Raw genomic sequence first — 25,825 nt, 5'->3', positions numbered from 1 at the left:
ATGAGTTAAGGTTTATTTTGATCTTAGTGGCAGAATATACTGAATACAGTCTTTAAGGTTATTTCCCAATAAAGGAAAGATGGTCCAAGCATGAAGCAGTTGCTGTTTATGAAAACCTGTTTTTTCTAATACTTGTCTTGACGCTAAATGTTCAGTAGCGCAAAAGGTTTCAATTTTCGTCAGTTTTTGGCTTTGTTTTAGAAATTGGATTACCGAAGTCATCGCTTCACACATAAAACCTTGTCCCTGATAAGGAGTTCCAAGCCCGAAGAGAATTTCTCCAATGTCATGCCTTCGTATAAAGATCAAAATACCCATAGGTTGCTGAGTTAAATGATCTGCAATAATCCACATAAACTCAGGATCTGAGTCTTCCCACTTTTGTCCCGCCCAGTTTTCTAAAGTTTGTCGAGTTTGAGTTTGATTCCGATGTGGATGTCTTTGCAAATATTTTGATGCTGCTAGATCGCTAAAATAGTTTTGAAATAAATTGATTTCATCACCACAGTGGTAGGAGCGAAGAATTAAACGCTTTGTCTTTAATGTTATTGGTTTGATCTTAGTCATCGGTGGTATCTGCACTTATTTTTCTAATGTTCGTAATAATTCAATTCGTACTTTTTCTGCTTTCTTTAATTCCGATATTACTAATTCATAAGAATTATGTACTAGGTCCTCAACCAGAGATTCATCCAGTTGATTATCTTCATACACCGAGATCCAGTGCCGTTTATTCATATGCCAGCCAGCATGGATGTAAGAGTAAATATCTCTCAGCATAGCACCATGATCAGGCACTACTTTTAAATTAATGACAGCTTTGCCTTGAAGATAGAACTGAAGCATAAAGACTTTATCTAGCACCTTGAATACATCACAACCTTCACCGAAAGATTGAGTCACAGTGACTTCAGGTAAACTTAGCGCTATCTGTGCTGAGATTTGATGTAAGGTCATAAGTTGTGAATAAACTGAAATAAAACTGTGGATAATGCTTAAATTATCCACAGTTTTTGGCCGTCTTGTGAATAAATTAAGATGAACAACTTACCATGACTTCAGGTACATCACTCGGCAATGGCCCTAGATCTTCAGGGTGTTCCAGATCCGGCTGTTTTAAATAAGGCTGACTCAATAATTTAAACAGGCGATCGACTTCGGAAAAGTCATCCCGCTCAGCCAGTTCAATTGCTTTCTGTGCCATGTGATTGCGCAGGATATAGTGTGGATTGACGAGTTGCATGGCGGCATCTAATTCTTCAATATCCTGATGTTCGCGGATCGCTTCATATTGAGTCAGGAATGCTTCAAACTGACGGCGATCCAAACAATCATCCTTGATTGCTTCATATTCATGATTCTGCAGGCGAATAAAGCTTTGCGTATAGTCGAGTTGCTCGCTTTGTAAGATTCTGAGAAAAGCCATGGCGCAGTCAAAGCTGTCTTTGTGAAAACTCGGTAAGCCCATTTTCTGGTTTAGGCCATGCTTATAATGTTCCAGGAAGGTCGGTTCATAATGTTCCAGACATTGGGCCAGATCCTGTTTCCATTGTTCTTCATCATAGTTTTCAGGACATAATGGAATCAGGTTATTCAGCCACATCCACAAGTTCCAGTGGCCGATGCTTGGTTGCTGCTGATAAGTATAGCGACCCTGATAATCCGAGTGGTTATTAATCCAGTTGGGACGGAACCGCTCCATAAACCCATACGGGCCAAAGTCTAGCGTTGAACCGGTAATATTCAGGTTATCGGTGTTCATGACACCATGCGCAAATCCGACCAGTTGCCATTTGGCAATCATCACTGCCGTGCGCTGAATCACTTGGGTAGCAAATGCCAGAATAGGCTGTTCTGCTTGCAGACATTGCGGATAATGCCATTCCATGCATTTTTGTGTGAATACAGGCAGCAAGTCTGGCTGATACTGATTGATCCATTCAAAATGTCCAAACCGGATATGACAGTTAGACGTCCGTAATAGCATCGCGCCCGGTTCCAGTTTTTCACGCTGTACACCTTGAGCGGAAGAGGTAAAGCCGACCGCATTACTGGATTCTACACCTAGCGCATTTAAGGCATGTCCGGCCAGATATTCCCGAATTACCGAGCGTAAGACTGCACGACCATCTCCCATACGCGAATACGGCGTTGCACCAGCACCTTTCAAATGCAGGTCAATGGTCTGGTTATCTTTATCTAGAATCTGGGCGATTAATAAACCACGTCCATCACCCAGTTGTCCTGCCCATTGTCCAAACTGATGGCCAGCATAAACCATGGCCAAAGGTTCAAACTCGGCAAAGGTTTTTTGACCACTACAGATTTCGACCCATTGTGCTTTATCTTCCTCAGCCCATTGCAGTTGCTCAGCAAGTGCAGCATTAAAATGTCCCGCTTTAGCACCTTTTAAAAGCAGTGGGGGCTGATGATGATAAAGGCGAGGAGGGAGAGTTTGATATCGGGAATTAAAATACATGGCAGTTAAAATACTTAGGCAATAGAAGCAATATAACAAAGATCTTTGTTTAAAACTGTTGTAAAAGGAAAGTATAAGTAAGACGAGTAGAAATAAAAAAAGCCCCTGATTTCAGGAGCTTTTTTAAGAATTCAAATCTTATTGAGAGACAGGCGCTTTTTTCAAATTACGTACTAACAGATTCAGTGTTTCACGATGATGAGAAAGACGCTGCTCAACCAGCTGGAATTCAACTTTAAGTTTGTCATCCATCTGGTGAATCTTTTCTGCTACAGCAGCCTTTTTCACCTGAATTTCCTGTTCTTTCAGTTTGGCCCAGTCATTCAATGTTTGAGTAAAGGCTTCATATTCTTGAGCAATCTTACTTTTTACATTGATAATGTCTTCATTGACATTATGGCCATATACCGCCAGATCCTGCTCGGCATATTTAAACTTCATTGCCAGTTCAGCTTTTTTGATATTAAAGCTTGGAATACGGCGTAAATTTTTCGCAAGGCACAGTTTAGAACAAGTCCAGATTAACCATTTGGTTGGGTCATATTGCCACCATTTCACGCCATTACGGTAATCGTATTGGAAAATGTGATGATAGTTATGATAACCCTCACCCCAAGTAGCAATCGCTAACCAGAAGTTGTCACGTGCAGTGTTTTCATCCGTATAAGGACGTGAACCCCACATATGGCATAGTGAGTTGATGAAGAAAGTCACGTGATGGCTCAGGATCAAACGAACCAGACCACCCAATAATAATACACCCCAAACATCGCCTACAGCCCAGCCAATTGGCAATAGAATCGCAGCATGTACTGCAATGACTAGAGGCACATAGTATTTGTGCTGGAACATAACGACTTTGTCGTTTTGCAGGTCTGGTGCATTCTTATAGTTTGGCTCTGCAGCAGGATAGTCACGCAGCATCCAGCCCAAGTGTGCATACCAGAAACCATTATTAATTGAATATGGGTCTTTTTCCACGTCATCGACATGACGGTGATGGGTACGGTGACCTGAACCCCAGTACAGAATACTGTTCTGCACCGCAAAGGTACCCATGATCATTAAAATGATTTTTAAAGGTAAAGTCGCTTCATAAGCACGATGTGCCCAAAGACGATGATAGCCCGCTGTAATCCCCAGGCTACTAACGCCGAGCAAAACAAACATACTGATCCAAGCGGCAAGGCTAAAATCATGGTGATACGCATATAACGGAATCGCGATAACAGCTACAATGGGTAAAACTACCAAAGCAAACACAGCGACCCAGTTAATTGGGGCTTGAGGTAGGGGAGCATTCATCTCCAACAGCACTCCTGGAACCTGGGAAGGCATAACAAAAAGCAGAGGCCGCTATTGTTTATTTTAACAGCGGTTAAGTCATTCATATTAGCACGCCCCCTAGGGCATCACTAGCATTATTGTACGGTTGTATTGTACTTATCGGTAACAGAATAAGTAGGATGAAAACTACCATTTTCGCAGGCTAGACAGGCTCTGATTTCCGAGTAAATCACTGAGATTTTTAAAGCTTTTAATCAAATTTATTTTCTTAAAATGGGTCAAATGAATGTTCATTTTTTCTACTAGATTGCAGGGAAATAAATTTGTAAGCAAACCCATAACCTAAGGTTAAACAAGATTACAGACAGGTATTCTTCTTTAAATGATTTTTCAAGGCTTAAGGAAAAATAACCTATATATAGAATCTTGTATTTTGGGTTATTTAAAGATGTTGCATCATTAACTTCGGATAATCCGTAATCAGTCCCTGAATACCCCAGTCGCGCAATTCTTTGGCACGATTAACATCATTTACGGTCCAGACGCTGATGGTGAGTTCGGCAGCTTGTGTGGCTTGAATAATATCTTTGCTGGCCAGCTCATTCATCCAGCCAATCTGACAACAGCCAAGTTCCAAGGCTTGATCAATCGCCTGATATTTCACATCTGTTTCAATCAGAAGGCCGCGTTTTAAACTGGAATTCTGCTGTTGCAAGGCCTGATGGATTTTTGGATCAAAACTGGTGATTACGACTGACTGCTCATAACCCTGTAACTGCTGTTCAAGCTCAAGCGTAATTTTTTCGGCATCGGCCTGGCTCGCTACACTTTTGACTTCAACTTCAATATGATCAAAGTTATGAATCACGGTTAGGGTCTGATCCAGCATGGGGGTCGCTTCGACCTTGTTCCATTCTGACCATTTCACTGCGTGGTTATATTGACTGAGATCCTGACGGCTACATTCGTAGAGGGATTTTTGCAAACCGGTAGTCCGTACAAAGTTATCATCATGCATGATGATCAGGGCATTGTCTTTAAGCTGGCGTACGTCAAATTCGACTGCGCGAATCCCGATATCCTGAATATATTGAAAACCGCCTAGTGTATTTTCAGGCGCTTCCCCACGCGCACCGCGATGTCCGATTATGCGCATGCTGCGATAACCTGAAGAAGTAAAGATGAAAACATAATGATGAGGAATTGTGACAGGAGTATTGCAATATTCTGCGCCTGAAACACTTTGTTGCAAATACCGTTGGCGCAGAATTTTCCGTGCAATTTAATACATTTTAGTGGATTTATTGATCAATAGTCTCGTTGATATTTTTTTGCCATAACACCTCAGAACCACCTTCAGCACGTTGCAAGGTGCGTGAAGCCACAAACAGCCAGTCAGATAGGCGATTTAATAACTGCAGGGAAGTCGCTTGAATATTCTGGTCACGTGAGTGAACCGACATCACACTGCGCTCTGCACGACGGCATACGGCACGGGCCTGATGGGCGAAACTGCAAACTAAAGTACCCGAAGGCAAAATAAAATCTTTCAGCATCGGCAAAGCTTCATTCATGCGATCGATGTCATTTTCCAGATAATTAATCGAGACTGGTTGAACCAGGTTAAAGCCGGGAATACATACTTCACCCCCCAGATCAAACAACCAGTGCTGGATCAGGCTTAAAGATTTATCCCAAGTGGCTTTATCTTCAATTGTGCTTGCTGAAATTTGTGCACGTAAAATGCCAATCACAGCATTCAGTTCATCGACATCACCCAGCGCGGTAATACGCAAGTCATCTTTGGCAACGCGTGAGCCATCGCCAAGCCCTGTGGTGCCTGAATCGCCAGTGCGGGTATAGATTTTACTTAAACGGTGGCCCATATAAGTTCCTTAAATGATTAAATGCTGTCAATAAAAAGAATCATGCCATAGGCATGACATGATTCCCAAAAGGATTTATTTAAGTGAGCTGACCTTAGTATCTGAAGGTGACCCCGGCAGAGGCAAGACGGCCACCGTTGATATAGTACACACCATCTAGACTGCCATCATAAGCAGCCTTGTATTCCACATCGCCAATATTTTGAATATTCGTAAATAATTTCAAGTTCGGATTCACATTCCAGTAACCATGCAAGTCTACTGTTGCATAGCCTGGAGTCTGTTGCGTGGTATCCCAGTCCTTGGCTTTGGATTTGGCAACCAGGGCAGCACTTAAACCGTACAGCTTATTTTGCATGCCGGCCGATACACTGAAGGTTTGGCGTGGACGACGAAGCAGCTCACTATCTTGGATTTCATTGGTTGCTTTTACATAGTGATAGCTGGTTTTAATAAAATAATCATCACGATTCCAGTTGAGAAAGGTTTCAGCACCTTGCATACGGGCTTCAGCAATATTATCTAGACCCCATGGGGCGGTAGAGGCATAGTCAATCAGGTTGTCAATTTTAGTATGATAGAGAGAAGCCCCCCAGTTCCATGCTGGAGAAAGTTGATGATCAAAACCAAGCTCGTAAGATGAACTTTCTTCAGGTTTTAGCTCCGGGTTGGCTGAAGAACCATAATACAAATCATTGACTGTTGGTGATTTAAAGGCAGTTCCAATATTGCCATAGATACTGAAATCCTGCGTCAGGTGAAAACGTCCGCCGGCTTGGCCAACATCATGTGAGCCATATTTTTCATGGTCTTCAATGCGGTAGCCAACTTGGGTGGACAGGCGATCGGTCTGATATTGGTGCTGAATATAATAACCCGTGGTATTTAAGTCTTGGGTGAAAGAAGAATCTGCTTTATTGGTTTTGGTTTCTAAGGCTTTATGGGTTGCACCGACCGTCATATTCTGATGAGAACCCAGCTGCTGTTTAAGCATAAGTTCATATTCATCAGCTGTATATTCCGTCACCTCAAAGCTTTTAAGCTGTTCGAGGCGATCTTCAAAACGTGAGATACGCGCATCTGCTCTTAGAGCTGGATTTAGCTGAGCATAGGCTTTCAACGTCGTGATGTTATTTTCAAAGTCGTGGGCTTTATTCACATAACCAAAGCTACTCCAGTCAAAACCTTGATAAACTGAATTTCCCTTATTTTCACTATAGTCAAGGCTCAGGCCATAGTTCTCTTTGGCAAGACCGGCTTTTGCAGAGAAACCTTTTTGATCATAACTTGATGGAATGGTATTAAGGTGATCCGTAATATTGGTGCCATCACTTTCAAGGCGTTGGCCTCGAAGCTGGGTAAAAAATCCATCCTGGACAAAGTCTGCACCGATTAAGCTTTTATAGGTGTTATGTTCACCGACTTCACCAGTTAAAAAAGCGCCAGATTTTGTCGGTGTTTGAGAAATAATCTGAACCACGCCACCAATTGCATTGGTTCCGTAGAGGACAGAAGCCGGGCCTTTAAGGACTTCAATCTGTTTAATGTCAGTTGTATCTAAAAAGTTTAAAGATGCTAAACCACTGGCTTCATTATTAAGGCGAACCCCATCACGCAGTACCAAAGTATGGTCTGAATCTGTACCACGCATAAAGATTGAGGTTTGCTGACCATAACCTCCGAGCTGAACGACATTAATCGCAGCTTCAGAACGGAGTAAGTCTGACAATTGAGCAATAGGGGATTGTTCTACAATTTCAGGAACAATAATATTGATTCGCGCTGGCACATTTTCAATTTTTTCTTCAGAACGAGTAGCTGTCACCACAATCGTATCTAAAGAAGCTTGAGCAATTTTTTGCTCGGCAGCATGAACCGATGAAGTAAAACCCAAAGCAAACGCGATAGAACCTGCTAAGGCAGCAGGCTGAAATGGAATAGACATGAGATGTGCTCCATACATTCACTCCCCGTGAATGATTGAGTTAAAGAACACAACAAGCAGGTATCCGGACTTAAATGTAGTATTGAAGCTCATACTTATTTATCCACCTTCCCACATATTGATGCAGTGGTGTAAATCCTGAAGATTTATAAAGACAAGCTTTTCATTTTTTACCGTTGCGGGGGCAGTGTTGGATTTGCACCAACTTCCCTAAAGCCTTAAGGCCTTGACTCGTTGCAAATTGTAGCAAGTATAAAGTTTGCTTAGGACTTAAACAATCAAGAACAAGAATAATCCGTATGAACTTTACGCAAGATCGATGATTTGCATTACAATGATTCACCCCAATCTTATAGATTACTTGATATCTTGGTAAATCAGAGCCAACACTATATGCGAACCCGTGCCAAAATCTGTGGAATCACCCGAGTTGAAGACGTCCAAGCTGTTGCTGATGCCGGCTGTGATGCCATTGGATTTGTGTTCTATCCACCGAGTCCACGTAGCGTGACTCAGGCACAGGCTGAAATGCTGGTCAAAGCAGTACCAGCTTATATTCAAGTGGTTGGCTTATTCGTTAATAGTACGGCAGATGACATCCAGGATATTTTAAAAACTGTTCCGCTGGATATTCTGCAGTTTCATGGTGATGAAAGTCCTGAACAGTGTCAGGCCATTGCCCGGCAAGTTGGGCGTCGCTGGTATAAAGCGATTCAGGTCAAACCTGATCTGGATGTAGTCACTGAAATTCAACGTTATCAGACAGCAGGGGCCAGCGCAGTACTGTTAGACGCATGGCATCCTGATTTAAAAGGTGGCACCGGACACAGCTTTGACTGGAGCACCTTTCCTCAATTAGATATTCCCTTGATCCTGGCTGGGGGCTTAAACCCGGACAATATCGAGCAGGCAATTCACACCACACAGGCTTACGCTGTTGATGTTAGTGGTGGTGTCGAATCCGCAAAAGGTATAAAAGACCAACAACTCATAGAACGCTTTATGCAAGGAGTCCATCGTGGATCAGCAAAGTACTAATCACAACAAGCCCGTGATTGACTATACCCAATTCCCGGATGAACGTGGACATTTCGGTATCCATGGCGGGCGTTTTGTGTCAGAAACTCTGATGGCGGCTTTACAAGATCTGGAAAAGCTTTATTTCCGCATGAAAGATGATGAACAGTTTCTGGCAGAATTCGACCGTGATCTAGCCTACTACGTAGGTCGTCCTAGTCCTTTATATCATGCTGAGCGATGGTCAAAAGAGTTGGGTGGTGCGCAAATTTACTTGAAACGTGAAGATCTGAATCATACCGGCTCGCATAAAGTAAACAACACGATTGGTCAGGCTTTACTGGCTAAACTTTCAGGCAAAAAACGTATTATTGCGGAAACTGGGGCTGGTCAGCATGGCGTAGCCACTGCAACCATCGCAGCACGTTTAGGTCTTGAATGTGTGGTGTTCATGGGTGCAGAAGACGTGAAACGTCAGGCGATGAACGTTTACCGTATGCGTCTGCTGGGTGCAACAGTTGTCCCTGTAGAAAGTGGCTCTAAAACATTAAAAGATGCCATGAACGAAGCGATGCGTGACTGGGTTACCAACGTTGACTCAACTTATTATGTGATTGGTACCGTGGCAGGTCCGCACCCATATCCACAATTGGTTCGTGACTTCCAGTCCATTATTGGCCGTGAAGCACGTCGTCAGATTCAAGAACAGGCAGGTCGCCTTCCAGATGCATTGGTTGCTTGTGTGGGGGGTGGTTCAAATGCGATGGGCTTGTTCTATCCATTCCTGAACGACCAGGATGTGAAAATGTATGGTGTTGAAGCTGCAGGTCTAGGGATCGAAACTGGCAAGCACTCTGCACCACTGAATGCAGGTCACGTCGGTGTACTGCATGGTAACCGTACGTATCTGATGTCTGATAAAGAAGGACAGATCATTGAAACGCATTCAATTTCTGCCGGTCTGGATTATCCAGGCGTAGGTCCAGAACACAGCTTCCTGAAAGATATGGAACGCGTGAACTACGTGCCGATCAATGACCAGGAAGCGTTGCAAGGTTTCCGTGATCTAACCAAGATCGAAGGAATCATTCCGGCGCTTGAAAGTTCACATGCGATGGCTTATGTCACTAAACTTGCACCAACCATGGACAAGGATCAAATCATTATTGCCACCGTTTCTGGACGTGGTGATAAAGACTTGATGACTGTTGCTCGTATTGATGGCGTGGAAATGGTTGAGATGTAAAATCTCCCCCGACCCCTCTTTTTCAAAGAGAGAGAAAACCCTCCTTTCTAAAAGGAGGGTAGGGTGGATTAAGAAAAATCGTATTGCAGCTATTCAGTACGATTTTTTATTTTTATAGATAAGAAAATTTTTAAAGATGAAGAGGAAGAAGCAATCTGGCTAAAAATGGGATAAAAACTATTCAAGTTCTGGATAAAACAGCAAAAAATCAGTTCTTCATCTAGAAAATTAAAAGGGTTGTTTTAAGCAGAATTGGCCGGAAGAGCTGACGAACGGTTTTAAAAAATTCTTTATCAAATCTCAATAATCGGCATAATAGCTTCAAGCAAAAATAGTTTTTGATTGAGATGGAATGTCTTAATGGATTTAATTCAGGAAAATGGACAACCACGTTACGGACGTTTCAAGGAAATTCCAAAAAGTATTGATTACCATGCGTACCAGTACAAAAATCCCTATGGTGATGTACTCAAGGGATGGCGTAAACAACTAAAATATAAAAAATTTAAATTCTGTAGTATTCAACACGAACATTATACGATTGGTCTTGCGATTGCTGATATCGCTTGGGCTGGGCACAGTTTTTTCTACATCTATAACCATAGTACTAACGAAGTGCAGGAATGGAATGCGATCAATTTCTTCTCGCGCAATACGGTGCTAGACGAACAGCCATTATTTAATCATAGTTATTTTCACAAATCTCCCTTTCAGATTGATATCCAGCATGCCAATGGGGTGCGTTATATCCATGTGACCAAATATGGTGAAATCAAGCTCAGTGCCCGAATTTTCTGTGCAGGTACAGATCCGCTGAGTATGTGCAGTCCGACCGGAATCAATGGCTGGACCTATACCCAGAAATTGACCACTTTGGGTTGTGAAGGTTATTTCGTAAATAAGCAGGGTGAAACCATCCAGTTTAATGAGCGCACCTTCGCCTCTCTGGATGATACCTGCGGCTTTTTGCGTCCTGAAACTGCCTGGTTCTGGCTATCTTGTAATTTCTGGGATACCAATCGTAACCGTATCGGGATCAATCTCGCTTCCGGCGTCAATGAAAGCTTTGGCAATGAAAACTGTTTGTGGGTAAATGGCAAAATTTATCCTGTGGCGGATGTGTTATTTCAGCAGGAATCTGACGAACGCTGGAACATCCAGTCATTGGATGGCTGCTTGAACCTGAATGTAAACACGGGCTGGCGCCGTTATGAAAATCTGAATCTGCGTCTGGTCGGCAGCCAGTTTAGCCAGTGGCAAGCAAAAGTATCTGGTACTATCCGACAAGATGGCCAAGATATTGTACTGGTCAATGAATATGGACTTTTAGAACAGCACTATGCCAAATGGTAATTCATTTTTCTAACTTCTAAATCTAAAAAAGCCTTCAATCTCGAAGGCTTTTGATTTCTAGGTTTAATCTTCTGCAGCTTGCCAGAAGGCTTCTCCTGCCTGAATCGGGTCGCCGGTTTCTGCCAGCGTTTTTACCCAAACCTCATATTGAGCAATCACTGGGTGCTGGGATGGATGGAAATCCTTTTTAAACCAGTCACGATACTGTTTACCCATACGAGTCAAAGTGCCTTTTTTACCAAAGAACCAAGGTAAGCCACGGATATTCATTTGCAAGCGTTGCAGCGGACTAAAGCCATCATGTTTAAGCATGACATTGGCACGGTAAATGGTAAAACCAAACATCAGCAAAGTCGTGATGAGCAAGGTGTATTGACGCAGCCATTCTGGCGTTTTTGCCACATCTTTCATCACATCAAAAGCGACATCACGATGTTCCATTTCCTCAATCGCATGCCAGGCAAACATGGCGCGAACAAAAGGATGGGCATTTCTTAAAGTATCTTTTTGCCCATAAAAAGTTTCAGCCATGAGCGCGGTCAAATGTTCCGCGGCTGCAGTGACTGCAATATTGTACTCGGGCGAACGGTTCTTCAAGTCATAGTTCATCATGTAGTTCAGACGCTGAATAAACTGATCGACCGGCATGTCTTGTTCCCGCATCAGGTTATTCATCTTGTCGTGGGCAATGCCATGCTGGGCTTCTTGACGGATAAAATCCGCTACCCGTTTCTGTAAATCTGGGTCTTTGATCTGGTCGCGGAACAGACGCAAACTCTGAATGAAATAACGTTCACCGTCTGGAAAGGTCAGACTCAGTGCATCAAACATACGGGTCAGGAATGGATCGCCACCAAACCAGTAGCGTGGAATTTCACTCAGCTTAAAATCAAGATTACTACGTACCACAGGCTGTATGGAAGATTTTAAAGGTGCGTTCATCTGCTTTCATTCTTTTTCTGGAGATGCTGACAGTATGTTTAGAATTGCACAAATTGTTTTGACAGATATGGCCAATTTTTATACATTTTACGCCAGAGAAAAATAAAATATACATTCGCAGCGGAGACAGGGACGCGTTCATGCAGAACATCAAAATCTCCAATGGTTATATCCAGCTATGGGCCACCTATTTGCGTAGCTTAAATATAGAACCTTTAACTGCAGAGTTTCTTGCAGATTTACGACCTCAGCTCATTGGACTGATTGATCAGCCTTTTGATGCGCAAGTTCCGCTGAATTTTCTCAATAGCATCCTGTTAAGAACCCAAAAACAGCTAGCGTGTCCACAGTTAATTTTTGAAATTGTGCAGTGCATTCGGCCAGAACATTTTGGTGTGCTGGGCTATATGGTCTCTAAAAGCAGTAGTATTCCTGAGATCATCGGCTACATCATGCGTTTTCAGCGACTGGTCATTGATGGGAGTGAATTTGTCCCATTGCAACTAAGACAGCATGCGCAGAGTATTGAATTGTATTGGATTTATCAGGATGAGCGTTATAACCTGCTGAATGAGCTAACTATCGCAGCCATGGTGCAATTGGGACGTTTTATTTTGCAGGATCATCCTTTGCTCTTGCGTCGGGTGCGTTTTGCTCATGCGCCAGAAATTGCCCGAATTCACTATCAAAAATTCTATGCTGCGGAAGTGCAGTTTTCACAGCAGGATTATGGCTTTGAACTGGATATACAGGGACTGAACCTGAAATCGGAACAGGCCGATCCAATGTTATTACAGTTATTGATTCGTCAAGCTGAAGAAGCGATTGCAGCCAAACCACCTGTAGAAAGTATTTTGACTCAGGCTCAAAAAGTGGTTGCGGAGCATCTAAGAAGCAGACAACAGGCGATTAAAATTGAACAGCTGGCCGAGCAACTGTTTGTATCGACTCGAACCTTGCAGCGTCAGCTAAATGAGCAAGGTAGTTCTTTTAAAAAATTGTTGGAACAGGAAAGGATCAGGCGTTGTGAAAGCTTATTGCATCAGCCCCTAAGCCTGACCGAAATCGCCCAACAACTGGATTATTCTGACCAGTCCGCTTTAGCCCGCGCTTATAAGGCGGCAACAGGCCGGACTTTATTGCAATATAGAAAACAATTAAAACAGGATCAGGCATAAAAAACGGCCATCATTGGCCGCTTTATCTCATGACTTAATTTAAGCTGTTTTTAATTTAGGATATCGGAAAGCAATCGCGATCACTGCAAAGATTGCCAGAATCCAGCAGTAATACACGCCCCCGATTAGCTCGACTGGAGAAAGTTTGGCAATCGAACAGGCCAGTAATAATTGTGCGCCATAAGGGATCAGCCCCTGTACCACACAGGAGAAAATATCCATCAGGGCGGCGGCACGTTTCGGATCAACCCCATATTCTTTCGCCACTTCACGGGCCATATCACCAGCCAGAATAATCGCGACAGTGTTATTTGCTACAAACAGATTCGAAAATACGACCAAGAAACTGATCCCGATTTCACCGGCCCGCTGACGGCCCACTTTAAATAAGCGGGTCAGCGCGTAGATGCGTTCGATCAGCCAGCGTAAACCACCTTCACGTTGCATGATCGCAGACAGGCCACCCAGGAACATGGATAACAATGCCACTTCAAACATGCCGACAAAGCCATCATAAATGGAAGTGTTCAGCTTGAGGATATTGAAATCTGGCGTAGCAAATAGCCCGAATAAACCCGATAACACGACACCGATGGTTAAAACCGCCAGAACATGCAGACGGCTAAAAGCCAGTAAAAACACCGCAATATAAGGCAGGACTAGAATCCAGTTAAAGTCCTTGTATTCCACTGGACTAGAACTGCCAGTATTGAAGATATAGATCAAAATCGTGACGATAGAAGCCGGTACAGCAATCCAGACATTGACTCTGAATTTGTCACGTAACTGAACTTTCTGGCTGCTGGTTGCAGCGATGGTAGTATCCGAAATCATGGACAAGTTGTCACCGAACATCGCTCCACCGACCACGGCGCCAATTGCATAAACCACCGGAATCTCGGTCACTTGTGCAAAGCCAAAGGCAATCGGTGCACAGGCGGCAATGGTTCCCATCGAGGTACCCATCGCCGTCGCAATAAATGCCGAGATCACAAAAAGCATTGGTAAGACAAAACTTGGAGGAATGACAGACAGGCCCATCTGTACAGTAGCATCAACACTGCCAATCGCACTGCTGACACTGGCAAAAGCACCGGCCAGCATAAATACCATGAACATCAGGATCAGGTTAGGATGGCTGGCACCTTTCAGAAATTCTTCAATACCCTGATTGAGTTTGCCACGATACACTAATGCAGCCAAGATAATCGCGGGCAGGGCGGCAACAGGTGCTTTAATCTGATAAAACGCAAATTCAGTTCCAATCAGAGAATGATAGATCCCGCTACCTAAAAAGATGGTTAAAAATACAATAAGCGGCAACAGTGCAATGGCGCGTGCCTGCACTGTGCCTTCAGAGTCAGTCTGCATAGGAGATAAAAAAATAAGAGAATGGGGCTAGTATAAAACAGGTTTTGCAATTTCAGAAAACTTTAAATGAATGCGCTAACATCTGCATTTTTATTAATTTTTCCATGATAAAAATAAGTTTATCTAAATATTCAACATTTTAGGGAATGCCAAAATTAGGCATCTTTGATCATTGAGAAAAAAATCAAAATAATCGTAAATAGATCCCTTCGGGTTGTTCTGAAATCCTCGCACAGGAAATGAAATGCCAGAGGTCGATGTTGCACACTGTTCAATGTACAAAAAATAGCGTTACAATGCGATGTCTTGTATTTCTACATAGTCAATGTCTCAAGTTTGAAACACCTTAAGGAAAGCTCAGCCCTATGTCACGTTTAGCCACACGATTTGGACAACTTAAATCTCAACAGCGTAAAGCTTTAGTTTCTTATGTTATGGCTGGTGACCCGCATCCAGAGGTAACCGTACCTTTGCTACACCAGATGGTGGACGCTGGCGTCGACGTGATTGAACTGGGTCTCCCTTTCTCAGATCCAATGGCAGATGGTCCGGTGATTGCTTTGGCTGCTGAACGCGCGCTGGCCGGTGGCACTAATACCCTAGATGCACTGCACATGGTGAAAGAATTTCGCTTGAAAGACCGCGAAACACCAGTGGTACTCATGGGTTATCTCAATCCGGTTGAAGTCATTGGCTATGAAAAGTTTGTGGCTTATGCCTATGAATGCGGTGTCGACGGCGTGCTTCTGGTCGATCTTCCTCCTGAAGAAGCTCAAGATTTGGGGCAGGTGCTGGAAAAATATGAAATGGATCAGATTTTCCTGTTGGCTCCGACCTCAACTGATGAGCGTATTCAGCATGTAGTGAAACAGGCCAGTGGCTTTATTTACTACGTTTCGCTGAAAGGCGTAACGGGTGCTGCGACATTGGATGTATCTGAAGCCGCTGCACGTATTCAGAAAATTAAGGCAGAGACAGATGTTCCTGTAGGCGTTGGTTTTGGTATCAGTGATGCTGCATCTGCGAAAGCGATGGGTGTTGCTGCCGATGCAGTTATTGTGGGAAGTGCGTTTGTAAAACAGTTTGCAACCCTCGCGCCAGAACAAGCCGTTATTGCGACGGTGAATAAAGTCAAGGAGCTTCGAGCAGCGCTCGATGAGTTATAGTATGAGTCAACAAGTGAAATCAGGCAAAATTCTGAGCCCATCGACCCCATGGACGGAGCGTATTGTTCCGGGCATTCATGTACCTGATGAGCAAACTACCCTAAAAGCGACATTCACAGAGCCAACCATTGAGTGCCCTGAGTGTCATGCTTTGGTGACACGTACTGCAATGTCATTTAATGCTTATGTTTGTCCGCAATGCGATGAACATCTGAAAATGAAAGCACGTGACCGTCTGAACTGGTTCTTTGATCAGGTACAGACTGAAATGGGTCAGGAATTTACTGCCAAAGATCCACTGAAATTTGTCGACAGCAAAGCTTATCCAGAGCGTATGTCGGAAGCACAAAAGAAAACAGGTGAAACTGAAGCACTGATCGTGATGCAAGGTCTGCTGAAAGGCGTGCCAATGATTGCAACTGCATTTGAATTCGACTTCATGGGCGGCTCTATGGGTACCGTAGTGGGTGACCGTTTTGTGCAGGCAGCCGAGCGTGCGATTGAAACACATCAACCTCTAATCTGTTTTGCAGCTTCTGGTGGCGCGCGTATGCAGGAAGGCATGCTGTCTTTGATGCAAATGGCACGTACTTCAGCAGCGATTCAGCGTTTGAAAGAAGCAGGTCTGCCTTATGTGGTGGTATTGACCCACCCAGTTTATGGTGGTGTAACTGCGTCTTTAGCCATGCTGGGTGATGTGCATCTGGCTGAACCGAAAGCGATGATTGGTTTTGCGGGTAAACGTGTAATCGAGCAGACCGTGCGTGAAAAACTGGACGAACCGTTCCAGCGTGCTGAATATTTGCTTGATCATGGTGTAATCGATCAGATTGTTCACCGTCATGCATTACGTGATACAGTTTATCGTATTATCACGAAATTGATGAACCTGCCTTGAACACAGCACCATTAGCAACTGATTCACTTGATACATGGCTCGATTATTGGAGCCATGTTCACGTTACGGGGATTGATTTAGGTCTGGAACGTGTCATTCCTGTGGCTGAAAAGCTGGGCGTGATCAATCCGGAGGCTAAAGTCCTGACGGTTGCCGGAACCAATGGTAAAGGTTCAACGACCACGACTCTGGCTGCCATTCTCAATGCTCAGGGTTTTAAGGTCGGACTGTATCAGTCTCCTCATGTATATCGTTTTAATGAACGGGTGAAATTACGTGGGGTTGAAGTCGAAGACCAGTTGCTGATTGATGCTTTTGTTGAAGTCGATCGGGCACGTCGCAAATGCGATTTAAGCCTGTCATTCTTTGAAGCAACCACACTTGCTGCATTTGTGATTTTTAAACATGAACTGTGTGATGTGTGGGTGCTGGAAGTCGGATTGGGCGGTCGTCTGGATGTGGTCAACGTAGTTAATCCGGATGTTGCGGTCATCACCAATATCGGACTGGATCATACCGACTGGCTCGGTGATACTATTGAAAAAATTGCTTTTGAAAAAGCTGGTATTATCCGTCCGAATATTCCCGTGATTTTTGGCGGTCAGCAAGATATTCCGCAAGCCATTCTGGATAAAGCTGCTGAATGCAATGCGCCGTTGTATGCTATCAACCGTGATTATTTCTATGAAGCCTTTGAAGATGGCAAAACCTGGGCTTTTGCATCGTCGGGTACGACTTTAAAATTGCCAACAGGTTCACTGGCGCTGGATAATATTTCGACAGCAGTTGCAGCGATCTTGCTAAGTGGTCTGGAAGTCAACCAGACAGCGATTGCGGAAGGAGTTCAGGCAGCTAAATTGCCGGGGCGTTTTGAAGTCCGAGAAATTCAGAATAAGACTGTAATTTTTGATGCCGGACATAACCCGCATGGGGTAGAGTTCCTGTTAAAACAATTACGCAATTATTTAAATTACAACAAGAAATACAAAGAAGTCATTTGTGTATTTTCCATGCTGGCAGATAAAGATATAAATTCTGTCGTCAAGTTGTTGAAAGACACTGTTCATTTGTGGAAAATTGCACCATTATCTGTACCACGTGCGGCAGAGGTCACACTTTTGACTGATGCACTGCAAGGTGAATTGATAGAACAATTTGACAATGTAAAATTAGCTTTTAAATCAGCGCTGGATGAAACAGAGAATAATCAGCTGATTTTGGTATGTGGATCATTTCATACCTTAGAAGCGGTATGGGAGTATTTGGAAGAATGTCAATGAATAACAAACAACGCTGGATGGGTGGCGTTGTTTTACTAGGTGGTGGTGTTTTATTGGCAGCATTACTCCTGAAAGGCCAAAATGAAATTCATCAGGATCGTCAGCAAAACCCGGCACTGGCTGCAGAAGTAGAATCAAAAGATACAGTCAACAATTCATTAGGTTCTTTAACAGTCGATGTGGAAACAGAAAAACGTCTGCTGGAACAGCAGCGTCGTGACCGCGAAAAAGCAGTGGCTGAACAGGAAGCCCGTGCAGCTGAATTTTTAGCCATGCAACAGCAGGCTGAGGCAGATGCAGCACGTCGTGCGGCTGAAGAATATGCTGCTTTGAATGCCCATCGTATGGGACAGCAAAGTTCAGACAATATTCCACCTGAGCTGGCAGAAGATGAACAGACGAAGCAAAAACGTCTGGCTGAAGACAAGGCGGCTACACAAAAAAAGTTAGAACAGCAGAAACTTGAGCAGCAAAAAGCCCAAACTTCAGCTGATACTGCCAAGAAACAGGCAGAGCAGAAGGCTGCGGAAGAAAAACGCAAGCTAGAAGAGAAACGTAAAGCTGAAGAAGCGCATAAGGCAGCTGAAGCAAAACGTAAGGCCGAGGAAGAGCACAAAGCGGCTGAAAAGAAAAAAGAAGCTGAGCATAAAGCTGCTGAGGAAAAACGTAAGGCAGAAGAAAAGCGCAAAGCTGAAGAGAAACATAAAGCAGAAGAGGCCAAGAAAAAGGCTGAAGCTGAAAAAGCCCGTAAACTTCTTGAAGGTGAAAGTGATAAACAGTGGATGGTGCAGGTGGCATTGGCTGCCAATGAAGCCAATGCTGATGCCATTGCGGCCAAACTGCGAGCCAAAGGCTACAAGGTCACCAAGAGCCAGACATCTAAAGGTGTGCGTATCATGGTCGGTCCATCTAAAGATCGTGAAACAGCAGATGCACTGCGTAAGAAAATCGCATCTGATGCTAGCCTGAACATGAAATCAGCCTGGGTGAATGACTGGGTGCCGCTAGATAAGCGTTAACTCTCTTACTTAACTGAAGTTTCTGTAGATGGATTCGCGAGTTGCTCGCGAATCCATCTTACATTTTCAGGGATAAATAATTTTTCAATATTGCGCCAAATGGAATGAAAGCCATAACCGCCATGCTTCATTTCCCGTACTGCGTCTTCAATGCGCCAGTTCTGGAAAATAATCCGGTACATGGCCACACTGGCACCGGTACGGTCTGAACCGTGATAACAGTGTAAAAGTATTTTTTCATTATTTTGCCGTGCCTGTTGAATCAACTGCATTACGTTCAGTAAATCCTCGCGATTCATAGCCCAGGTATGAATGGGAATATGCTTAAGCTTGAGGTATTCATTTGACAAAATATCCGTATTTTTATCGCGTGAACGCAGGTTGATCACCACATTAATGGCATATTGTTTTAATAAGGGTGTCAGTTCATCGCTTGGCTGTTCACTTCGGTAGAGTTCATCGCTGATCTGATAAAAATTATGTTCTTCATGCAGTTCCTGTCCCCAGTGCATTGGGCGTTCCTGTTCAGGCAGCGCTGGAGTACAGCCGGATAAAACAAGCGTGGAAACCAGAAGAAGTACATAATTATTTTTCATTGCAACCTAACTCACCTTTTTAATCATTCTCTTCAACAGCATATCGGCTTTTTCAAAAAAAAGCCTGTCCGAAGACAGGCTTGATGGGAAAAGTTCGAAAACCCGGCTCGTTTGTGGGTATCAAACTAAACATGAAAATGATGGTTGATGCATGACAATCTTCATTTTCATGGTGGAGAGTTATTTACCGATTTTTTGAATGATTTACCTTCTATTTAGAATATTGTGATTAAAACTATGTTCTTTGGTTATCTTTCGCAAAACTGATGAAAAGCAGTGTTTTTAATTCGTCACTCGAAGCAAAGCGGTGTTTTGGCAACTACGCGCTTCGCTTGTCTTGCGACAAACTAAGGCAGTGTTTCAAATACTGCGCACTTCGTTTGCTTTGCGCAAAACTGAAAAGCAGTGGTTTCGGTGTTATCACTCGAAGCATAGCTTCTCGTCTTGCGCAAGGGCAGTACTATGGAAACTGCGCGCTACGCTTGCCTTGCGCAAAATTAAAAAGGAGTCCTTTTAATTCCTTACCAGCCATAGCATAGCTATGGCTCTTGCACTCGGGCGAAGCAGTGCTTCGCTTATCCTCGCTCAGGCTGTGGCGTAAGACGTAAATAAGGAGTTACTGCTTTATAACCTTTAGGGAAGCGTTGTTTGATTTCTTCCTCATCTTTTAATGAAGGCACAATCACTACATCATCGCCATGTTGCCAGTTAGCCGGGGTTGCGACTTTATGGTTGTCAGTTAATTGTAGAGAGTCGACTACACGTAATACTTCATGGAAATTACGGCCTGTTGATGCAGGGTAGGTAATAATCAGACGCACTTTCTTGTTTGGATCAATGATTACCAGAGAACGTACAGTTAGGGTTTCGCTGGCATTTGGGTGAATGAAACCATACAGCTCAGACACTTTTCGGTCCTGATCAGCAATGATCGGGAAGTTAACGGTCGTACCTTGAGTTTCATTAATGTCTTTGATCCAGCCATGATGCGATTCAACATCATCCACAGAAAGCGCAATCGCTTTCACGCCACGTTTTGTAAATTCATCTTTTAACTTTGCGGTAAAGCCCAGTTCAGTGGTACATACAGGTGTGTAATCGGCTGGATGTGAAAATAAAATGCCCCAGCTATCGCCTAGAAAGTCATAAAAGTTAATTAAGCCTTCGCTAGATTGCTGTTCAAAATTCGGTGCGGTATCGCCTAAACGTAAACTCATTTTCTTGCCTCAATTGATCTTGTAATGTGTCGATGAGAATAAATATGAACCAATTTTTTTATGATTAAAAATAGTGTTTTTAGAATTTCTTATGAATAAACCGAATAAAGAAGTAGGCTGTCGATTCAGAATCAGACAAATCAGTCGTCTAATTAACTATATTGCATGGGTAAAATTTGCTACATTACTTTGCCTTAGGTCTCAGGGCTAGGACGAAGGATGAGTTTTTTTCATTGGTTTTCTGGCAAAACCCTTGTAGTTCAAATTTCTAGCACCATAATAACGACTAAGAACATATTTATTTGACAAGCAAGATTTAGAGAGTCTATTCATGTTGGCAAGTCTGATCGGAGGAATCTTCGGTACCAAAAATGAGCGCGAACTCAAACGCATGCGTAAAATCGTAGACAAGATTAATGCGCTCGAGCCGACGATATCAGCCCTAAGCGATGCAGACTTATCTGCAAAAACTGAAGAATTCAAACAACGATATAATAAGGGTGAAAGCCTAGATAAGTTACTTCCTGAAGCATTCGCAGTCTGTCGTGAAGCTGCAAAACGTGTTATGGGAATGCGTCACTACGACGTACAGTTGATTGGTGGTATTACCCTGCATGAAGGCAAGATTGCCGAGATGCGTACCGGTGAAGGTAAAACCCTGATGGGGACGCTGGCCTGTTATCTTAATGCATTGAGCGGACAGGGTGTCCATGTCATCACAGTGAACGACTATTTGGCACAACGTGATGCCGAGTTAAACCGTCCATTGTTCGAATTCTTGGGTTTAAGCATTGGGATTATCTATTCCATGCAGAATCCGATAGAAAAATCTGAAGCCTATAAAGCAGACATCACTTACGGTACCAATAACGAATTCGGTTTCGACTATCTTCGTGACAACATGGTGTTCTCACTGGCAGAGAAGAAACAACGTGGTTTGACCTATGCGATTATCGATGAGGTCGATTCGATCCTGATCGATGAAGCGCGTACACCACTGATTATCTCTGGTCAAAGTGAAGACTCCTCCCAGCTTTATGCAGCAATCAATAACATTCCGCCGAAATTAAAAGCACAGAAAGAAGAAAAAGTACCGGATGGCGGTCATTTCTGGATTGATGAAAAACAGCGTTCAGTAGAAATTACAGAAACCGGTTTTGAAACCATTGAAAGTGAATTGATTGCAATGGGCTTGCTGGCTGAAGGTGAAAGCCTGTATTCAGCTTCTAATTTGAATTTGCTGCATCATGTGACTGCTGCGATTCGTGCGCACTATCTGTATCAACGTAACGTGCATTACATCATCCATGAAGGTGAAGTGATCATCGTCGATGAGAACACCGGTCGTACCATGCCAGGTCGTCGCTGGTCTGAAGGTCTGCACCAGGCAGTTGAAGCAAAAGAAGGTCTGGAAATCCAGCCGGAAAACCAGACCCTTGCAACTACTACATTCCAGAACTATTTCCGTCTGTATAAAAAATTATCCGGTATGACCGGTACTGCAGATACTGAAGCTGCGGAAATGAAAGAAATTTACGGTCTGGATGTGGTAATCATTCCAACCCACCGTCCAATGATCCGTAATGACCAGAACGATTTGATCTACCTGAATCGTGAAGGCAAATACAACGCGATTATTCAGGAAATCCAGCGTGTTCATGAAGCTGGTGTTGCGCCAATCCTGATTGGTACTGCTACTATTGAAGCGTCGGAAATTCTTTCTGACAAGCTTAAAGAAGCTGGTATTGAACATGAAGTCCTGAATGCCAAACAGCATGAGCGTGAAGCAGATATTATTGCCCAAGCGGGTGCACCGCGTGCTGTAACGATTGCAACTAACATGGCCGGTCGTGGTACCGATATTTTGCTGGGTGGTAACTGGAAAGCGCTACTGGCCAAAATTGAAAACCCAACCCCTGAAGATGAAGCACGCCTGAAAGCAGAATGGGAAGCGAATCATGAAGCAGTTCTTGCTTCTGGTGGTTTGCATATTATCGGTTCTGAGCGTCATGAATCTCGCCGTATCGATAACCAGTTGCGTGGTCGTGCGGGCCGTCAGGGTGACCCGGGTGTATCGCGTTTCTACCTGTCTCTTGAAGATGACTTGATGCGTATCTTTGCGGGTGACCGTGTGGTTGCCATGATGCGTGCAATGGGCTTAAAAGAAGATGAAGCAATTGAACACAAAATGGTGTCACGCTCAATCGAAAATGCACAACGCAAAGTAGAAGCACGTAACTTCGACATTCGTAAAAACCTGTTGAAATACGATGATGTGAATAACGAACAGCGTAAGATCATCTATAGTCAGCGTGATGAAATTCTGGCTGAAAGCTCATTGCAGGATTATATCGAAGAGATGATCCGTGAAGTGATGCAGAGCATGATCGCCAACTACATTCCACCTGAGTCGATTCATGACCAGTGGGATATTGAAGGTTTGGAACTTGCACTACGTGAAGATTTGTCGATTGATCTGCCAGTCGCACAATGGTTAGAGCAGGATCGTCGTTTAGATGAAGAAGCACTGGTTGAACGAATTACTGAAGAAGTGGTAAACCGTTACCGTTCACGTCGTGAACAAATGGGTGCTGAATCTGCAGCATCACTCGAACGTCATTTCATGTTGAACTCTCTGGACCGTCACTGGAAAGAGCATCTGGCTGCGATGGATTACCTACGTCAGGGTATTCATTTACGCGGTTATGCACAGAAAAACCCAGAGCAGGAATACAAAAAAGAAGCCTACAACCTGTTTGTAAATATGCTGGGCGTGATTAAATCTGACGTCATTACTGATCTGTCACGTATTCATGTACCAACACCTGAAGAACTGGCTGAAATGGAAGCACAGCAGCAGGCACAGGCTGAAGCGATGCGTTTGCAGTTATCTCATCAGGAATTTGATGGATTACTGGCTGAAGAAGATGAAATCACCATTGAACAGAATGCGCAGGCTAATCCGGTTGCACCAGTCTTTGAAGCACCGGCAAGTCGCAATGCACCCTGTCCATGTGGTTCAGGTTTGAAATACAAACAGTGTCATGGCAAGATCTAATTTCTGCTAAGTTTCTAAACTATAAAAAGATCAGGGCTATTTAGCCCTGATCTTTTTATGTATATGGGCTTTTCAGCTTGTGAATACTGTTTGCACTGTGCCGGATTAAATGGTATTTAATGGCAGATTGAACACCGCAAAGTGGAAGAAACAATGACAAAAGTATTAAAAACGATGATGGTTGCTGCTTTGGCAATCCCGACTTTAAGTTTTGCAGAAACAGCAACAACGACACCTGCTAAAGTTCAGCAGGCCATTGGTCCAACTACGGCTCAGGTTCAGACGGGTACAGATGGTCAGGTGACCATTGCAAGTCCGCGTACCGGCATTCGCTATACCTTTAATAATTCAAACCGTCCAATCGTTTTGCAAACTGCAGCGATTGCAGCAGCCAATGCAGCCAATGCAGACCGTATTGTTGCTTCTAACCCTGCGCTTTCTGCGGCAAGTCAGCAACAGGCGAAACAGGCTTTATTGAGTGAATCAACCCAGCTGGCTAAAAACTAAGTTTGATCCAGTTTAATAAAACCAGTCACTATGACTGGTTTTTTATTGTGAAAAACCATAAGAAAAGTGAGTGTTCATCTGGCTTTGGCTCGATTTTTTAATGAAGATCAACTAAGCTGTATTTTTATGAAACTTCAATATTGGACATTTAAAAATGGCAGTTGGTGACGTATCTATGCCACAGATGCATGTGGTAAAAGGGGTGAGAATTGGTTCGGCAGAAGCGTATGTGCGCTATCAGAACCGACGTGACCTGGTGATATTTGAACTGGCTGAAGGCTCCAATGTTGCAGGTGTATTTACCCAGAATGCTTTTTGTGCTGCCCCTGTACATGTTTCTAAAGCACATCTGGTGGCAGGTAATCCACGTTACCTAGTCATCAATACTGGTAATGCCAATGCTGGTACTGGTCCAACAGGTATGGCAAATGCTGAAGCCACTTGTGCCAGACTGGCTGAACTTGCAGGCGTGAAAGCTGAAGAAGTATTGCCATTTTCAACAGGGGTGATTGGCGAACAATTACCAATGGAGCGTCTGCTCAGTGGTTTACAGCCTGCATTAGACTCATTGCGTGATGATGCCTGGGTTGATGCGGCAACCGGTATCATGACTACAGATACTACGCCGAAAGGTGCATCTGAACAGTTTGAGCTAGATGGTGTCACCTATACCATGACCGGGATTTCCAAAGGCGCCGGCATGATTCGCCCAAATATGGCCACTATGCTGGGCTATGTGGCGACTGATGTACCAATCAGCCGTGAACTGCTTCAACAGCTTTTATCTGAGACAGTGAATCAGTCATTCAACCGCATTACCATTGATGGGGATACCTCAACCAATGACTCTTGTATTTTCATTGCTACAGGTCAGGCCGGTGGAACAGAAATTTCATCAGTTGAAGATCCGCGTTATGCAGCTGTGCTTGAAGTATTAATGCGTACCATGAAACGTCTTGCACAACTGATTGTGCGTGATGGTGAAGGCGCAACCAAGTTTATTACTGTAGCCGTAGAAGGTGGTGCCAATACTCAGGAATGCTGTGACGTGGCTTATAGCATCGCCCATTCTCCATTGGTGAAAACTGCGATCTTTGCTTCTGATCCAAACTGGGGGCGTATTCTGGCTGCAATCGGTTATGCAGGTGTGGCGAATTTAGACGTTGCAAAAATTCAGGTTTGGTTAGATGATGTACAAATCTGCAAGGATGGTGGTGCAGCAGCAGATTATACCGAAGAGGCAGGTGCACGTGTGATGGCACAAGCTGAAATGACGATTCGTGTTGATCTTGGACGGGGTGAAGCAAAAGATACAGTCTATACCTGTGACCTGTCCTATGATTATGTGAAGATCAATGCTGATTATCGTTCATAATTCAG

At 43.7% G+C, this 25,825-nt stretch carries 22 protein-coding genes and 1 riboswitch; of the genes, 11 read left to right on the top strand and 11 right to left on the bottom strand.

Annotated features, from left to right (window positions below; all coding sequences use genetic code 11):
* Nucleotides 1–12 precede the first annotated feature (12 nt).
* The 7 genes from C3F22_RS11670 to C3F22_RS11640 all read right to left on the bottom strand — a co-directional run bounded on the left by C3F22_RS11670 (nucleotide 13) and on the right by C3F22_RS11640 (nucleotide 7,597).
* Nucleotides 13–567, bottom strand: coding sequence for a GNAT family N-acetyltransferase (locus C3F22_RS11670; protein ID WP_104426599.1), 555 nt, complete (start codon nucleotides 565–567; stop codon nucleotides 13–15).
* A gap of 15 nt (nucleotides 568–582) precedes the next feature.
* Entirely contained in the window at nucleotides 583–957 is a 375-nt protein-coding gene (locus C3F22_RS11665; protein WP_104426598.1) for an MmcQ/YjbR family DNA-binding protein, read from the bottom strand.
* A gap of 76 nt (nucleotides 958–1,033) precedes the next feature.
* Nucleotides 1,034–2,479, bottom strand: coding sequence for a protein adenylyltransferase SelO (locus tag C3F22_RS11660; protein WP_104426597.1), 1,446 nt, complete (start codon nucleotides 2,477–2,479; stop codon nucleotides 1,034–1,036).
* A 138-nt stretch (nucleotides 2,480–2,617) separates the two neighbouring features.
* Complete coding sequence (locus C3F22_RS11655) at nucleotides 2,618–3,784, bottom strand: acyl-CoA desaturase (RefSeq protein WP_034705146.1); 1,167 nt, start codon at nucleotides 3,782–3,784, stop codon at nucleotides 2,618–2,620.
* A gap of 424 nt (nucleotides 3,785–4,208) precedes the next feature.
* On the bottom strand, nucleotides 4,209–4,922 hold the full coding sequence (locus C3F22_RS11650; protein WP_104426596.1) for a glycerophosphodiester phosphodiesterase: 714 nt from the start codon (nucleotides 4,920–4,922) through the stop codon (nucleotides 4,209–4,211).
* A gap of 145 nt (nucleotides 4,923–5,067) precedes the next feature.
* A complete protein-coding gene (locus tag C3F22_RS11645; RefSeq protein ID WP_104426595.1) occupies nucleotides 5,068–5,652 on the bottom strand; it encodes a cob(I)yrinic acid a,c-diamide adenosyltransferase in 585 nt (194 codons plus the stop codon).
* A 94-nt stretch (nucleotides 5,653–5,746) separates the two neighbouring features.
* Nucleotides 5,747–7,597 carry a TonB-dependent receptor plug domain-containing protein gene (locus tag C3F22_RS11640; protein ID WP_104426594.1) on the bottom strand — a complete coding sequence of 617 codons (1,851 nt, stop codon included), beginning with the start codon at nucleotides 7,595–7,597 and terminating at the stop codon, nucleotides 5,747–5,749.
* A 37-nt stretch (nucleotides 7,598–7,634) separates the two neighbouring features.
* Nucleotides 7,635–7,847, bottom strand: a riboswitch (cobalamin riboswitch).
* A gap of 143 nt (nucleotides 7,848–7,990) precedes the next feature.
* Between C3F22_RS11640 and C3F22_RS11635 the strand changes: the two genes are divergently transcribed.
* The 3 genes from C3F22_RS11635 to C3F22_RS11625 all read left to right on the top strand — a co-directional run bounded on the left by C3F22_RS11635 (nucleotide 7,991) and on the right by C3F22_RS11625 (nucleotide 11,213).
* Nucleotides 7,991–8,635 carry a phosphoribosylanthranilate isomerase gene (locus C3F22_RS11635; protein ID WP_104426593.1) on the top strand — a complete coding sequence of 215 codons (645 nt, stop codon included), beginning with the start codon at nucleotides 7,991–7,993 and terminating at the stop codon, nucleotides 8,633–8,635.
* Nucleotides 8,616–9,860 carry a tryptophan synthase subunit beta gene (gene trpB, locus C3F22_RS11630; RefSeq protein ID WP_004782182.1) on the top strand — a complete coding sequence of 415 codons (1,245 nt, stop codon included), beginning with the start codon at nucleotides 8,616–8,618 and terminating at the stop codon, nucleotides 9,858–9,860. Before C3F22_RS11635 ends, trpB begins: the two co-directional genes overlap by 20 nt.
* A 360-nt stretch (nucleotides 9,861–10,220) precedes the next feature.
* Nucleotides 10,221–11,213, top strand: coding sequence for a DUF2804 domain-containing protein (locus C3F22_RS11625; RefSeq protein ID WP_104426592.1), 993 nt, complete (start codon nucleotides 10,221–10,223; stop codon nucleotides 11,211–11,213).
* A gap of 63 nt (nucleotides 11,214–11,276) precedes the next feature.
* On the opposite strand, the gene C3F22_RS11620 is transcribed toward C3F22_RS11625, so the two are convergent.
* Entirely contained in the window at nucleotides 11,277–12,155 is an 879-nt protein-coding gene (locus C3F22_RS11620; RefSeq protein ID WP_104426591.1) for a metal-dependent hydrolase, read from the bottom strand.
* Nucleotides 12,156–12,295: 140 nt separating this feature from the next.
* Here C3F22_RS11620 and C3F22_RS11615 point away from each other — a divergent pair, with 140 nt between their 5' ends.
* On the top strand, nucleotides 12,296–13,333 hold the full coding sequence (locus C3F22_RS11615; protein ID WP_104426590.1) for a helix-turn-helix domain-containing protein: 1,038 nt from the start codon (nucleotides 12,296–12,298) through the stop codon (nucleotides 13,331–13,333).
* Between the two features lie 39 nt (nucleotides 13,334–13,372).
* Here C3F22_RS11615 and C3F22_RS11610 read toward each other — a convergent pair whose 3' ends face one another.
* Nucleotides 13,373–14,704, bottom strand: coding sequence for a Na+/H+ antiporter NhaC family protein (locus tag C3F22_RS11610; RefSeq protein WP_104426589.1), 1,332 nt, complete (start codon nucleotides 14,702–14,704; stop codon nucleotides 13,373–13,375).
* 365 nt (nucleotides 14,705–15,069) lie between these two features.
* Between C3F22_RS11610 and trpA the strand changes: the two genes are divergently transcribed.
* The 4 genes from trpA to C3F22_RS11590 are packed head-to-tail and all read left to right on the top strand — an operon-like array spanning nucleotide 15,070 to nucleotide 19,067.
* Nucleotides 15,070–15,870 carry a tryptophan synthase subunit alpha gene (trpA, locus tag C3F22_RS11605; RefSeq protein ID WP_004782187.1) on the top strand — a complete coding sequence of 267 codons (801 nt, stop codon included), beginning with the start codon at nucleotides 15,070–15,072 and terminating at the stop codon, nucleotides 15,868–15,870.
* 1 nt (nucleotide 15,871) lies between these two features.
* Complete coding sequence (accD, locus tag C3F22_RS11600; RefSeq protein WP_034169942.1) at nucleotides 15,872–16,768, top strand: acetyl-CoA carboxylase, carboxyltransferase subunit beta; 897 nt, start codon at nucleotides 15,872–15,874, stop codon at nucleotides 16,766–16,768.
* Nucleotides 16,765–18,048, top strand: coding sequence for a bifunctional tetrahydrofolate synthase/dihydrofolate synthase (gene folC / locus C3F22_RS11595; RefSeq protein ID WP_104426588.1), 1,284 nt, complete (start codon nucleotides 16,765–16,767; stop codon nucleotides 18,046–18,048). Before accD ends, folC begins: the two co-directional genes overlap by 4 nt.
* On the top strand, nucleotides 18,039–19,067 hold the full coding sequence (locus tag C3F22_RS11590; protein WP_373683637.1) for an SPOR domain-containing protein: 1,029 nt from the start codon (nucleotides 18,039–18,041) through the stop codon (nucleotides 19,065–19,067). The genes folC and C3F22_RS11590 overlap by 10 nt, the downstream gene beginning before the upstream one ends.
* A 5-nt stretch (nucleotides 19,068–19,072) precedes the next feature.
* Here the strand turns inward: C3F22_RS11590 and C3F22_RS11585 are convergent, their stop codons facing one another.
* Both C3F22_RS11585 and C3F22_RS11580 read right to left on the bottom strand, forming a co-directional pair.
* Entirely contained in the window at nucleotides 19,073–19,663 is a 591-nt protein-coding gene (locus C3F22_RS11585; RefSeq protein ID WP_104426586.1) for a dual specificity protein phosphatase family protein, read from the bottom strand.
* Nucleotides 19,664–20,238: 575 nt separating this feature from the next.
* Nucleotides 20,239–20,880: a peroxiredoxin gene (locus C3F22_RS11580; protein ID WP_104426585.1), complete on the bottom strand. Its 642-nt coding sequence runs from the start codon at nucleotides 20,878–20,880 to the stop codon at nucleotides 20,239–20,241.
* A 331-nt stretch (nucleotides 20,881–21,211) separates the two neighbouring features.
* Here C3F22_RS11580 and secA point away from each other — a divergent pair, with 331 nt between their 5' ends.
* The 3 genes from secA (at nucleotide 21,212) to argJ (ending at nucleotide 25,820) form a co-directional block, all read left to right on the top strand.
* Nucleotides 21,212–23,938, top strand: a complete 2,727-nt coding sequence (gene secA / locus C3F22_RS11575; protein WP_104426584.1) for a preprotein translocase subunit SecA — start codon at nucleotides 21,212–21,214, stop codon at nucleotides 23,936–23,938.
* Between the two features lie 153 nt (nucleotides 23,939–24,091).
* Nucleotides 24,092–24,445, top strand: a complete 354-nt coding sequence (locus C3F22_RS11570; protein ID WP_104426583.1) for a hypothetical protein — start codon at nucleotides 24,092–24,094, stop codon at nucleotides 24,443–24,445.
* Between the two features lie 154 nt (nucleotides 24,446–24,599).
* On the top strand, nucleotides 24,600–25,820 hold the full coding sequence (gene argJ / locus C3F22_RS11565; RefSeq protein ID WP_104426582.1) for a bifunctional glutamate N-acetyltransferase/amino-acid acetyltransferase ArgJ: 1,221 nt from the start codon (nucleotides 24,600–24,602) through the stop codon (nucleotides 25,818–25,820).
* The last annotated feature ends 5 nt before the right edge of the window (nucleotides 25,821–25,825 follow it).

This window comes from Acinetobacter sp. ACNIH1 (assembly GCF_002934695.1).
Taxonomy (GTDB): domain Bacteria; phylum Pseudomonadota; class Gammaproteobacteria; order Pseudomonadales; family Moraxellaceae; genus Acinetobacter; species Acinetobacter variabilis.
This window is presented reverse-complemented; position numbering and strand designations above follow the sequence as displayed.